Origin of the sequence: Saccharopolyspora sp. NPDC049426 (assembly GCF_040676935.1) — a bacterium.
Lineage (GTDB): Bacteria > Actinomycetota > Actinomycetes > Mycobacteriales > Pseudonocardiaceae > Saccharopolyspora.
Window position 1 is genome coordinate 85568 of the sequence record NZ_JBFAPZ010000015.1, and the last position, 12755, is coordinate 98322.

The window sequence follows — 12755 nt, forward strand, 5'->3', positions numbered from 1 at the left end:
GTCGATGCCGGCGGCGCGGACTGCGCAAGTCCGGGATGCACGCCTTCATGACGCCCGGCATACGGCTGCGACGGTCCTCCTAGAGCTCGGCATCACGCAGCGAGCAGCGCAGCACGTGATGGGGTGGAGTGCCCGCTCTACTGTGGCCGTGCTGGCCGAGAAGGGGTGCAGGCCGGTCGGATCGGTAGATCTTGCCCATCGTGTCAGGGAGCTGAAGGCATCCTCGACGAGCGAGCGTTCGAAAGGTTGCCAATTTAGTGCCGATACCAGGCGTTTCAGGGGGGTCAGTCTGCCGTGACGTAGGTGCCCATGCCGTTTACGACGGTGAGTAGGCCGGCCACTCCGTCGCGGTGCTGTGGGAGGTCTACGCGGCCTGTCTGCACGGTCAGGACGTGATCGCCCGCAAGCAGGTGGAGGACTTCTTCGGCTACCAGGCCTAGTCGAGGTTTGCACACTCATTGCACACCAGCAGGCTGACGCACAAAACCGCCCCTGACCTAGTTCTTACTGGTCAGGGGCGGTTTTCTCGGTCTTTCTGAGGCGCCCTCGACAGGATTCGAACCTGTGACACCTGCCTCCGGAGGGCAGTGCTCTATCCACTGAGCTACGAGGGCTCGTCGCTGCGGACGATCGATAGCTTATCGCACGCCGCACGCGTGTTTGGGATGGGGTCGGGTTGCTCGCCTCGACGGTGTTCATCTGGGAGTTGCCGGTGGATGGGCGCTTGGGAACCTTCCTGTCACCGCACGAGGTGGGCGGGGTGGTGATCTGAGTTGCAGGGCACTTTCGTCCCGCGCTTCAAATCATGCATACTTTGCTATGTATCTGACCTGGATGTGAGGAGGCGAAGAGATGGGGCACGGTCATGGGCACGGATCCGCCGCCGATGCGGTCCACGCGTCCGGCCGCTACGTGACCAGGCTGTCCATCGCCTTCGGCGTGCTTCTCGCCTTCTTCGTGCTGGAAGCCGTCGTCGGGTGGCTGACGTCGTCGCTCGCCCTGCTGTCCGACGCAGGGCACATGCTCACCGACGTCCTGGGGGTGGGGATGGCGCTGGCGGCGATCACCGCCGCCCGACGTCCCGTAGGCAACAAGCGCACCTTCGGCCTCTACCGCATCGAAGTTCTCGCAGCGCTGGCCAACGCCGTCCTGCTGTTCGGCGTCGCCGGCTACATCCTGTTCGAGTCCGTGGAGCGGTTCCGGCAGCCGCAGGAGGTCGCCGGCCTGCCAATGATGGTCACCGCGGCCGCCGGCCTGCTGGCCAACCTCGTCGTGTTCGCGCTGCTGCGCAAGGGCGCGGGCGAGAGCCTCAACGTGCGCGGCGCCTACCTGGAAGTCCTCGCTGACACCGTCGGCTCGGCAGGTGTGCTCGTCGGCGGCTTCGTGACCTGGGCGTTCGACTGGTACCTCGCCGACCCGATCATCGCCGTCGGTGTCGGGCTCTTCGTCCTGCCCCGAACCTTCACGCTCGCCCGTCAAGCGCTGCGGATCCTGGTGCAGCAGGCTCCGGAGGGTCTCGACGTGCAGGCGATGCGCAGCGATCTGGCCGCGCTGCCGTCGGTCACGGAGGTTCACGACCTGCACGTGTGGACGCTGACGTCGGGCATGGAGGTCGCCTCCGCCCACCTGACAGCAGGACCCGACGCAGACCACGGCGGTGTCCTCACCGCCGCGCAGCGGTTGCTGTCGGAGCGCTACCGGATCGAGCACGCGACCCTGCAGGTCGAGCCCGCCGAATGCGCTCGCCGCTGTCGGGAGCTGACCTGGTGAACGCGGCTCAGAATGGGCGGAAGGTTCCCATGCTCACGCCAGCGGCTTGGCACCGCGCTGGCTGAGCATGGTCTTCATCAGCTCCATCTCGCTGCCCTGGGAGCCGAGCATGTTCTTCGCCAGGGCGCGGACCGCGGGGACCGCGGCGTGCGTCGCGCCGTACTCGGCCATCGGGGCTCCACCCTGGTGGTGGCGCAGCATCAGCTGCAGGAAGTAGACGTCGAACTCCGGGCCTCGAAGCGAGCCGAGCCGGGAGAGCTCCTCGCTGGTGGCCATGCCCGGCATCAAGGCGCCGCCGGACATCGGCATCGGCATCGGAGCGGTGCCGTGCTGGTGGCCGCCGGTCTCGGTCATCCACTGCATGACCGGCCCCGTCGTCTGGGCCGGCTGGTTCCAGATGCCCAACCAGCCCTGCATGCGGCCGATCTGGTCGCGCTGGTTGGTCTCGATGTCGAAAGCGAGCTGCCGGGTGGCGACGTCATCGGCGCGTTCCCGCGCCAGCGTCGCCATGGTCACCGCCTGCTGGTGGTGGACGCTCATGTCCTGCGAGAACCCGACGTCGACCGCCGTGGCCTCGGGCTCTGCGCTGTCGAAGGACGGCACCCGGATCAGCAGTCCGAGCGCCGCCCCCAACAGCAGCAGGGAGAAAGCCGCCACGATGGCGACGATGACCTGCGAAACGCGTCGTGCCTGGGGCAACGGGCTCACTGGCCCATTTCGCCGCTGCCGGCGTTCGCGCCCTTGCCGTCCATGGTGACCGCATCCGGGCCGGGCGGAGTCGCGTCGAACTTCGGCGGGCTGTTGGTGTCGAACGCACCCGGGTAGGCCTGGCAGGAACCGCCGACCTCGGGGTACACGCCGTTGTTGTTCAGGCGCAGCGCGGTGATGAACTGGTCGATCCGCGGGTCGTCGGCGCTGTCGACCTTGAGCTGGTGCCCCCAGGACTGCAGCGAGATCGGCTTGTCCAGGCCCGGGTACGGCGACAGCATCGTGTACGGCTTGCCCTGGGCGCGGACCTTGAGGCGGTCCAGGCCTGCCTGGTCGACCTTCTCCGGGTTGTAGGCGATCCAGACCGCGCCGTGCTCCAGCGAGTGGATCATGTTCTCGGTGCGAACCGCCTGCGGGTAGACCACACCGGTGCAGTCGGCCCAGACGCCGTCGTGCGGGCCGCCGAACGGCGGGTTCTTGTCGTAGGCGACGCGCTGGCTCGGGGTGACGTGCAGCTGCGCCTTGTAGTCAGCGGTGACGACCCCGGGGATCGTCTTCGACGGGTCCGGGTTCTGCGGCGACGGCTTGAACGCCTCGGTGGCCTTCTCCGCGGCTGCCTGCGCATCGCGCGTCGCGGCCTGATCGGACCACCGGGTGTAGGCGTATCCGAAGATCACCGCTGCGAACACCGCGACCACCGTCACCCCGGAGACCAGCAGCCACGGGATGGATCGTTGGTTCACCACGGCGGCGCCGCGCACCGCTTTGTTCTTAGCCATGCTGCTCGCAAACCTCGTCTCGCCAGAACCGGGGGACAGCGCCCGCCAGTGTAGAGATTGCCCGTGTGGCGGTGTGCCGATAGGCAAATGCTCGCCACCACACGTTCTCACACACAGACAACGCTTCGATCACGCCCCGTGGTCGCCTCGCGCGCGTCGCCCAATCCCGGCTGGGCCGAACGGCCCTCGTCGAGTCCACGGAGTGGGCGGCACCCGGCGTCTGAACTGGGTGGAAGGATCCCTAAACTTCACAGGGTGACTCCTGCCGCGCTCGCTGAACTGGTCCGCAACACCGCCGTCGACGTGCTCTCCGCCCGTGGGCTGGACACGTCGGTGCTGCCTGAGGCGGTCACCGTCGAGCGCCCGCGAAACCCGGAGCACGGCGACTACGCGACCAACATCGCGATGCAGGTCGCCAAGAAGGCAGGGGTCGCCCCGCGCGACCTCGCCACCTGGCTCGCCGAGGCGCTGACCAGCCAGGACGCCATCGACGTGGCCGACGTCGCCGGTCCCGGCTTCCTGAACCTGCGGCTCGCGCCCGACGCCCAGGCCCAGATCGTGCGCGAGGCGCTGGGCAGCGGCGCCGAGTACGGCAAGGGCGACCTCTACAACGGCCTGAAGGTGAACCTGGAGTTCGTCTCGGCCAACCCGACCGGCCCCATCCACCTTGGCGGCACCCGCTGGGCGGCCGCCGGCGATGCGCTGGGACGGGTACTTTCCGCTCAGGGCGCCGAGGTGACCCGCGAGTACTACTTCAACGACGCCGGTGCGCAGATCGACCGCTTCGTCCGGTCCCTCATCGCCGGGGCCAAGGGCGAGCCCGCCCCGGAGGACGGCTACGGCGGCGGCTACATCGCCGAGATCGCCGACCAGGTCCTCAAGGCGGAGCCGGGCGTGCTGGAACAGCCCGAGGACGAGCGGCACGAGACCTTCCGCCGCGTCGGCGTCGGGTTGATGTTCGAAGAGATCAAGCAGAGCCTGAACGACTTCGGCACCGTCTTCGACGTCTACTTCCACGAGGACTCGCTGCACAGCTCCGGCCAGGTCGAGACCTGCGTCGAGCAGCTCAAGGCCTCCGATCACCTCTACTACACCGACGGCGCCTGGTGGCTGCGCTCCACCGAGTACGGCGACGACAAGGACCGGGTCGTCATCAAGAGCGACGGCGCGCCGGCCTACATCGCCGGCGACATCGCCTACCTGCGCGACAAGCGGTCCCGCGGTTTCGACCTGTGCATCTACATGCTCGGTGCCGACCACCACGGCTACATCGCCCGGCTCAAAGCCGCAGCCGCGGCGCTCGGCGACGACCCGTCGGTGGTCGAGGTGCTGATCGGCCAGATGGTGAACCTGATGCGCGACGGCAAACCCGTCCGCATGAGCAAGCGCAACGGCACCGTGGTCACCCTCGAGGACCTCGTCGAGGCCGTGGGCGTCGATGCCGCGCGCTACTCGCTGATCCGCTCCTCGGTGGACTCCGCGGTGGACATCGACCTGGACCTGATCAGCAAGCGCACCAACGAGAACCCGGTCTTCTACGTGCAGTACGCGCACGCCCGGTTGTCGTCGCTGCAGCGCAACGCCACCTCCCTGGGCATCGAGCGGGGATCCGTGGAGAATGCCGATCTGTCGCTGCTCACCCACGAACGTGAGGGCGACCTGATCCGCACCCTGGGCGAGTTCCCCCGCGTGGTGCGCTCGGCCGCCCAGCTGCGCGAACCGCACCGGGTGGCTCGTTACCTGGAGGACGTGGCCAGCGCGTACCACAAGTTCTACGACGCGTGCCGCGTGCTGCAGCCCGGTGACGACCAGTCCAACCCGCTGACCATCGCCCGGCTGCAGCTGTGCGAGGCCACCCGCCAGGTGCTGGCCAACGGTCTGGGCCTGCTCGGCGTGAGCGCGCCGGAACAGATGTAATCGCAGGCGGATGGCTCGCCCTCGACGAGGAGGGTGCCGTGCCGCCTGATTTCACCGCCTGTCCAGCGGCAGGCTGCGCGAAGGAGCTTTGTCAACATGCGCGCCCATCCCGCCGGGCCTCGGCACGCCGATGTCGTGCCACCCGGCAACACCGCAGGACCGTCTCCGGCGAGCTCCGGGGAGATCGATCAGCTGCACCCCCAGGTGTGGCCGCGCAACAGCGAGCGCGGCGCTGACGGCGTCGTCCGCGTCGCCGGCCTGGACGTGCGGGAACTCGCCGAGCAGTACGGCACGCCGCTGTTCGTGCTCGACGAGGACGACTTCCGGTCCCGCGCTCGCGACTACGCCCAGGCGTTCGGCGACCCGTCCGCCGTGCACTACGCCTCCAAGGCGTTCCTGTGCACCGAGGTGGCCCGCTGGGTCGCCGAGGAGGGGCTGAGCCTGGACGTGTGCAGCGGCGGCGAACTCGCCGTGGCGCTGCGCGCGGGGTTCCCGGCTGAGCGCATCACGTTCCACGGCAACAACAAGTCCGTGGCCGAGCTGACCGCCGCCGTGGATGCCGGGGTCGGCTCGGTGGTGCTGGACTCGTTCCACGAGATCGCCCGGCTCGACCACATCGCCACCCAGCGCGGCGCTCGGCAGCGGGTGCTGGTGCGGGTGACCGTCGGCGTCGAGGCGCACACCCACGAGTTCATCGCCACCGCGCACGAGGACCAGAAGTTCGGGTTCTCGCTGGCCGCGGGGCAGGCCGCCGAGGCCGTGGCCCGGGTGCTCAAGGCCGACTCGCTGGAGCTGGCCGGTCTGCACAGCCACATCGGTTCGCAGATCTTCGAGGTGGACGGTTTCGAGCTGGCCGCGCACCGGGTGGTGCGCCTGCTGGCCGAGTTGCGCGAGGAGCACGGCGAGGACGCGCTGGCTTCCGCCGACACCGTCGACCTCGGTGGTGGGCTGGGCATCGCCTACACCCCGGACGACGACCCGATGCCTCCGTCGCAGCTGGCCACCCGGCTGTTCGAGATCGTGGGCAAGGAAGCCGACAACGCTGGTCTTCCGGTTCCCAAGATCGCGGTGGAGCCGGGTCGCGCCATCGTCGGCCCGAGCATGATCACCGTCTACGAGGTGGGCACGATCAAGGACGTCGCGCTGGGAGCCGACGTCGAGCGGCGTTACGTCAGCGTTGACGGCGGGATGAGCGACAACATCCGCACCTCGCTCTACGACGCGGTCTACGACAGCCGATTGGTGTCGCGTTCGGCTGAAGCGGAGCCGGTTCTGTCCCGCATCGTGGGCAAGCACTGTGAATCCGGTGACGTAGTGGTGCGCGATTGCTGGCTTCCAGAGGACATTGCTCCGGGAGACCTGCTCGCGGTGGCCGCCACCGGGGCGTACTGCTACGTGATGGCCAGCAACTACAACCGCCTGCCCAAGCCGCCGGTGGTTGCGGTTCGCGCTGGTCAGGCGCGATTGTTGCTGCGCAGGGAAACCGAGGACGACCTGCTCCGGCTGGAGGTGTGAGTGATCCGGGACCGTGAACCGATCAGGGTCGCGCTGTTGGGCTGCGGCACCGTGGGCACCGAGGTGCTGCGGCTGCTGCGGGACCAACCGGAGGAATTCGCGGCGCGCACGGGGGCCCCGATGCTGGTCACCGGCGTCGCGGTGCGGCGCCCGCACAAGCATCCCGAGGTGCCAGAGAACCTGCTGACCACCGATGCCCAGGCGTTGGTGGAAGGTGACGTCGATGTCGTCGTCGAGCTCATCGGCGGCATCGAACCGGCCCGATCGCTGCTGCTCACCGCGCTGCGTTCGGGCAAGTCGGTGGTCACGGCGAACAAGGCGCTGCTGGCCGAGCACGGGTCGGAGCTGTACGCGGCTGCCGACGAGGCGGGCACCGACATTTACTTCGAGGCCGCCGTGGCGGGGGCCATTCCGCTGCTGCGGCCGCTGCGCGAGTCGTTGGCCGGTGACCGGATCAACCGGGTCATGGGCATCGTCAACGGCACGACGAACTACATCCTGTCGGCGATGGATTCCACCGGAGCCGGCTACTCGGAGACCCTCGACGAGGCCGGGCGCCTGGGCTACGCGGAGGCGGATCCGACGGCGGATGTGGACGGTTTCGACGCTGCGGCGAAGGCCGCCATCCTCGCGTCGCTGGCCTTCCACACCCGCGTGACGGCCAGTGATGTGCACCGCGAGGGGATCTCCGCGGTCACTCCGGGCGACATCGCGGCGGCGGCGACCCTCGATCGCACGGTGAAGCTGCTGGCGATCTGCGAGCGGGTGATCGACGAGGACGGCACCGAGTCGGTGTCGGCGCGCGTGCACCCGGCGATGATCCCGCGCAGCCATCCGCTGGCCGGTGTGGGCGGGGCGTTCAACGCGGTGTTCGTGGAGGCCGAGGCCGCCGGTCAGCTCATGTTCTACGGGCAGGGCGCCGGGGGCGCCCCGACGGCGAGCGCGGTGTTGGGAGACCTCGTGGCGGTCGCCCGGAACCTGGTCGTCAAGGGCAAGGGGCCGCGGGAGTCCGCGCACGCCCAGCTGCCGGTCCAGCCGATGGGCAATACCCCGACCCGCTACCACATCAGTCTCGACGTGGCCGACAAACCTGGTGTGCTCTCGCAGGTCGCGGCGACGTTCAACGAGCACGATGTGAGCATTTCGGTGGTGCGTCAGCAGGGCAGAGGTGCGGAGGCCAGTCTCGTGGTGGTCACGCACACCGCCCCCGACGCGGCACTTTCGTCCACAGTGGACAAAATCGCGCAGCTCCCGATTGTGCGCGAAGTGGTCAGCGTGATGCGCGTGGAAGGTGAACCGACGTGACGAACATCCAGAGTGCTCCGCCGCGGTCCGGGGCCGGGTGGCCGGGCCTGATCGAGGCCTACCGGGACCGGGTGGAGGTTCCCGACGGGGCGCACGTCGTGACCCTGCAGGAGGGCAACACCCCGCTGGTTCCTGCGCCGTACCTGTCCGAGCAGACGGGATGCACCGTCTACCTGAAGGTCGAGGGCGCCAACCCGACCGGTTCGTTCAAGGACCGCGGCATGACGGTGGCCATCACCCACGCGCTCGCCGAGGGCAGCAAGGCCGTCATCTGCGCCTCCACCGGCAACACCTCGGCCTCGGCCGCGGCCTACGCCGCCCGCGCGGGGCTGACCTCCGCGGTGCTGGTGCCCCGGGGCAAGATCGCGCTGGGCAAGCTCGCCCAGGCCGTGGTGCACGGCGCCAAGATCCTGCAGGTGCAGGGCAACTTCGACGACTGCCTGGAACTGGCCCGCAAGACCGCCGCCGAGCACCCGGTCACCCTGGTCAACTCGGTCAACCCGGTCCGCTTGGAGGGCCAGAAGACCGCGTCGTTCGAGATCTGCGACGTGCTGGGCCGCGCCCCCGACATCCACTGCCTGCCGGTCGGCAACGCCGGCAACATCACGGCGTACTGGAAGGGCTACACCGAGTACCACCGCGACGGGATCACCGACTCGCTGCCGCGGATGTTCGGTTTCCAGGCCGCGGGTGCCGCGCCGCTGGTGCACGGTCAGCCGGTCGCCGAGCCCGAGACGATCGCGACCGCGATCCGCGTCGGCAGCCCGGCTTCCTGGCAGGGCGCGGTCAAGGCCAAGGACGCTTCGAACGGCCTGTTCTCGGCGGTGACGGATGAGGAGATCCTCAACGCCTACCGGGTTCTCGCGGGCCGGGAGGGCGTGTTCGTCGAGCCCGCGTCGGCCTCGAGCGTGGCGGGGCTGTTGGCCAGTTCCGCCGACGGAAGCCTGCCGAAGGGTTCCGTCGTGGTCTGCACCGTCACCGGTCACGGGTTGAAGGATCCCGACACCGCGCTGGCGGGCATGGTCGAGGTCGAGCCGCTGCCGGTCGACCCGAGCGCGGTCGCCGACGCGCTGGAGTTGCGTTGAGCTCGCTCCCGGCGCGGTCGGTCCGGGTCGAGGTTCCCGCGTCGACGGCGAACCTCGGCTCCGGTTTCGACGCGCTGGGCATGGCGTTGTCCTTGTACGACACGGTCTTCGCGCGCGTGATCGACGGCCCGCCCGGTACGGCGACGGTGTCGGTGGCCGGGCAGGGCGCGGGGCTGCTGCCCGGCGATGAGCGGCACCTCGTCGTCCGCGTCGTGCACGACACCCTGGTGGAGCTGGGGATTCAGGACCTGCCCGCCCTCGATCTGCACTGCGAGAACAACATTCCGCACTCGCGGGGATTGGGCTCCTCCGCGGCGGCGATCGTCGCCGGTATCGCCGTCGCGCACGGTTTGGCGGGAATCGACCTGCGGGCAACGGAAAACGTCGAGCGCGCGCTGCACCTGGCGGCGGTGCGCGAGGGGCACGCCGACAACGTGGCGGCGAGCCTGCTCGGAGATTTCGTCGTCGCCTGGCGGGAATCCGACCGCTTCCGCGCGGCGAGCGTGCCGGCGCATCCGGACGTGTCACCGGTCGCCTTTGTGCCGCAAGGGGAATCGTCGACGCACGTGACGCGGGGGCTGCTGCCGGAGCGGGTTCCGCACGCCGACGCCGCGTTCGCGGCAGGTCGTGCTGCGCTCGCCGTGCACGCGATCACCCGTGACCCGTCGCTGCTGCTGGCCGCGACCGATGACCGGCTGCACCAGGATTACCGCGAACCGGCGTGGCCGGAGACCGTCGCGCTGGTGCGCGCGCTGCGCGCCGAGGGGATCGCGGCGGCCGTGTCCGGCGCGGGCCCGACCGTGCTGGCGCTCCCGAGCAAGAACGCGAACGCGCACGAGGTTGCTCCGAGCGGGTTCAAGGCGCTGGATCTCCCGGTCGATCGCGAAGGTGTCCGAACGCACGTCGAGGACTGATTCCGCGCGCTGGTCATCTCGTGTTGGGTCGCCGTCCCCGGGCTGTGCGCTGAGTGGAAAAGGGCAGTTCACCGGCCCGGGGCGCGGCGGTTTCGCGAGAAGTGGTAGAAAGGAAGTGTCGCCGACGATCCGGCTGTGCGAGGCGCCGGAGGAAACTAGGCGGACCTGATCTTCGACTTCGAGGATCGCGCCCGCTTCCGGGGGCCTTCGTTTCGCTGAATGTCGACGGCACGATCTGCAAGGGCGCCACGCCCAGGGGGTTGTTGCACCCGAACTACGGGGCGTCTACCCTCAAGGTCAATCAGTCACCGCGCCTAGGGCCGGTGCCGTGCCCGGAACATCGTTTTCCGGGGCGCATCTCCCGCTGTGAATTGGACTCCGCCCGACAAGGGCGAAGATCAACTTAGGCGGGTCTGGCGACCGCGGTGACCGAGGCAGGAGTTGTCAACTCAAAGTGAGTTTGCTTCGGGATCATCGGCGCCAATCCGTTGCCGATGTCGGGGTGGGGGCTTTAAGTTCCACGGTGTGGCCTCCCAAGGTGACCATGACGCCGACCCGGATCCTGAAGTTTCCCGGTTCACCACCGGGGCAATCCGAGAGTCGGGGATTCCTGGAATGAGGCGGCAGGACGTGCATCGGCACGTGTGGATCGGAGTGGATGCGTCGCACATGAACCACGCGAGCCGGGTGCCTCCCACTGCCCGGTGCTGCTGGTTCCCCGAGCCAACGTCGAAGTCGGTAATGCTGCGTCCGAGGGGCGAATCCGACCGGCGAAAGGGCTGGTAGCACATACCGGCCGTCCGCACTCAAACGAGCGGGCGGGCAATCCGCTGGGTCGCGTAGGAGGCGCGGTCCGGTCAGGAAGGACATTCGTGAGCAACACCGAACTGTTGAGCAGCGAGGCCGCCAACGGCACCTCATCTGCTGGCCAGCAGGACGCCGAGGCCAACGGCACTCCGCGGCGACGCGGCGGACTCTCAGGCATGGTTCTTGCCGAGCTGCGCCAACTCGCGGGGGAACTGGGGATCGAGACCGGGGGCCTCCGCAAGGGCGACCTGATCGCCGCGATCAAGGAGAAGCAGGGCGGCGGCAGCACTGCACCGCGGACCCGCTCGACCGCGAAGAAGGCGCAGGTGCGCAGCGAAGAATCCCCCGCCAAGGGAAGCCAGCCGACCCTCGACAGCACCAGCAACGAGGGCGACAACGCCTCGCGCGACACCGCGGCCGAGTCGAACAACAACGGCTCCGCCCCCACGCGCACCCGCACCCGGCGGCAGTCCGGCGAAAGTGGCGGTGACGACGACAATCGTCGCGGCAACAACCGCCGCCGCCGTTCCAACGGGCGCAACGCGGGCACCGAGTCGGGCGGTGCCGACGACCAGCGCGGCGGCGGCAACGCCGAGCGCAAGTCCGAGAACAACCGGCAGGACCGGGACACCCGCCAGGACCGCCAGGACCGGGACAACAACCGTCAGGATCGCCAGGACCGGGACAACCGGCAGGACGATGACGACGAGGGCGGTCGCCGGGGCCGAGGTGGCCGTCGCTTCCGCGACCGCCGCCGCAACCGCGGTCGTGGTGAAGGTGGCGAGCCGGAGGTCCGCGAGGACGACGTCCTGCTGCCCGTCGCCGGCATCCTCGACGTGCTGGAGAACTACGCCTTCGTGCGCACCTCCGGCTACCTGGCCGGCCCGAACGACGTCTACGTCTCGCTGTCGCTGGTGCGCAAGTACGGCCTGCGCCGCGGTGACGCGATCAAGGGCGTCATCAAGCAGCCTCGCGAGGGCGAGCAGCAGCGGCAGAAGTTCAACCCGCTGGTGCGGGTGGACTCCATCAACGGCCTGGAGCCGGAAGCGGCCAAGAGCCGCTCCGAGTTCCACAAGCTGACGCCGCTGTACCCGAACGAGCGGCTGCGCCTGGAGACCGAGCCGCAGAACCTGACCGGCCGGATCATCGACCTGGTGATGCCCGTCGGCAAGGGGCAGCGCGCGCTGATCGTCTCGCCGCCCAAGGCCGGTAAGACGATGGTGTTGCAGGCGATCGCCAACGCGATCACCACGAACAACCCCGAGTGCCACCTGATGGTCGTCCTGGCGGACGAGCGTCCGGAAGAGGTCACCGACATGCAGCGCTCGGTCAAGGGTGAGGTCATCGCCTCCACCTTCGACCGCCCGCCGTCGGACCACACCACGGTCGCCGAGCTGTCCATCGAGCGCGCCAAGCGCCTGGTGGAGATGGGCCACGACGTCGTCGTGCTGCTGGACTCGATCACCCGTCTGGGCCGCGCCTACAACCTGGCGGCCCCGGCATCCGGCCGAATCCTGTCCGGTGGTGTCGACTCCACCGCCCTGTACCCGCCGAAGCGGTTCCTGGGCGCGGCTCGCAACATCGAGAACGGCGGCTCGCTGACCATCTTCGCCACCGCGCTGGTGGAGACCGGTTCGACCATGGACACGGTCATCTTCGAGGAGTTCAAGGGCACCGGTAACGCGGAGCTCAAGCTGGACCGCAAGCTCGCCGACAAGCGGCTGTTCCCGGCGGTCGACGTGGACTCCTCCAGCACCCGCAAGGACGAGATCCTGCTGTCCTCGGACGAGCTGGCCGTCACGCACAAGCTGCGCCGGGTGCTCTCCGCCCTCGACGCGCAGCAGGCTCTGGAACTCCTGCAGGACCGGTTGCGCAAGTCGCGCACCAACATCGAGTTCCTGATGCAGGTCGCCAAGACCACCCCGGGCAAGGACGACGACTGATCGTCCCCACCG

The 12755-nt window shown here is 68.9% G+C and carries 9 protein-coding genes, 1 tRNA gene and 1 pseudogene; 8 read left to right on the top strand and 3 right to left on the bottom strand.

Translation table 11 applies throughout. The features are described from left to right. Positions 1 to 22 precede the first annotated feature (22 nt). A pseudogene (locus AB0J78_RS27785) lies at positions 23 to 154 on the top strand (tyrosine-type recombinase/integrase); the annotation flags it as partial. A gap of 387 nt (positions 155 to 541) precedes the next feature. Here AB0J78_RS27785 and AB0J78_RS27790 read toward each other — a convergent pair. Then, positions 542 to 614: transfer RNA gene (locus tag AB0J78_RS27790), tRNA-Arg, on the bottom strand. A gap of 238 nt (positions 615 to 852) precedes the next feature. Here AB0J78_RS27790 and AB0J78_RS27795 point away from each other — a divergent pair. Continuing rightward, positions 853 to 1770: a cation diffusion facilitator family transporter gene (locus AB0J78_RS27795; RefSeq protein WP_363794026.1), complete on the top strand. Its 918-nt coding sequence runs from the start codon at positions 853 to 855 to the stop codon at positions 1768 to 1770. A 33-nt stretch (positions 1771 to 1803) separates the two neighbouring features. On the opposite strand, the gene AB0J78_RS27800 is transcribed toward AB0J78_RS27795, so the two are convergent. Then, entirely contained in the window at positions 1804 to 2427 is a 624-nt protein-coding gene (locus AB0J78_RS27800) for a DUF305 domain-containing protein (protein WP_363794028.1), read from the bottom strand. A gap of 47 nt (positions 2428 to 2474) precedes the next feature. After that, on the bottom strand, positions 2475 to 3257 hold the full coding sequence (locus AB0J78_RS27805) for a DUF3105 domain-containing protein (RefSeq protein ID WP_363794030.1): 783 nt from the start codon (positions 3255 to 3257) through the stop codon (positions 2475 to 2477). Between the two features lie 255 nt (positions 3258 to 3512). On the opposite strand from AB0J78_RS27805, the gene argS reads away from it, so the two are divergent. The 6 genes from argS to rho all read left to right on the top strand — a co-directional run bounded on the left by argS (position 3513) and on the right by rho (position 12743). Further along, a complete protein-coding gene (gene argS, locus AB0J78_RS27810; RefSeq protein ID WP_363794032.1) occupies positions 3513 to 5174 on the top strand; it encodes an arginine--tRNA ligase in 1662 nt (553 codons plus the stop codon). A 96-nt stretch (positions 5175 to 5270) separates the two neighbouring features. Beyond that, complete coding sequence (gene lysA, locus AB0J78_RS27815) at positions 5271 to 6689, top strand: diaminopimelate decarboxylase (RefSeq protein ID WP_363794034.1); 1419 nt, start codon at positions 5271 to 5273, stop codon at positions 6687 to 6689. Then, positions 6690 to 7994 carry a homoserine dehydrogenase gene (locus tag AB0J78_RS27820; RefSeq protein ID WP_363794036.1) on the top strand — a complete coding sequence of 435 codons (1305 nt, stop codon included), beginning with the start codon at positions 6690 to 6692 and terminating at the stop codon, positions 7992 to 7994. It begins immediately after the preceding gene. Next, the gene (thrC, locus tag AB0J78_RS27825) at positions 7991 to 9079 is read left to right on the top strand and encodes a threonine synthase (protein WP_363794038.1); all 1089 of its coding nucleotides are present in this window, start codon (positions 7991 to 7993) and stop codon (positions 9077 to 9079) included. The genes AB0J78_RS27820 and thrC overlap by 4 nt, the downstream gene beginning before the upstream one ends. Beyond that, positions 9076 to 9993: a homoserine kinase gene (gene thrB / locus AB0J78_RS27830; RefSeq protein WP_363794039.1), complete on the top strand. Its 918-nt coding sequence runs from the start codon at positions 9076 to 9078 to the stop codon at positions 9991 to 9993. The genes thrC and thrB overlap by 4 nt, the downstream gene beginning before the upstream one ends. An 872-nt stretch (positions 9994 to 10865) precedes the next feature. After that, entirely contained in the window at positions 10866 to 12743 is a 1878-nt protein-coding gene (gene rho, locus AB0J78_RS27835; protein ID WP_363794041.1) for a transcription termination factor Rho, read from the top strand. The last annotated feature ends 12 nt before the right edge of the window (positions 12744 to 12755 follow it).

Bases quoted from the DNA above. Each gene is read 5' to 3' on its own strand.
- AB0J78_RS27795 (WP_363794026.1), top strand. From the start codon at position 853: ATGGGGCACGGTCATGGGCACGGATCCGCCGCCGATGCGGTCCACGCG.
- AB0J78_RS27805 (WP_363794030.1), bottom strand. From the start codon at position 3,257: ATGGCTAAGAACAAAGCGGTGCGCGGCGCCGCCGTGGTGAACCAACGA.
- lysA (WP_363794034.1), top strand. From the start codon at position 5,271: ATGCGCGCCCATCCCGCCGGGCCTCGGCACGCCGATGTCGTGCCACCC.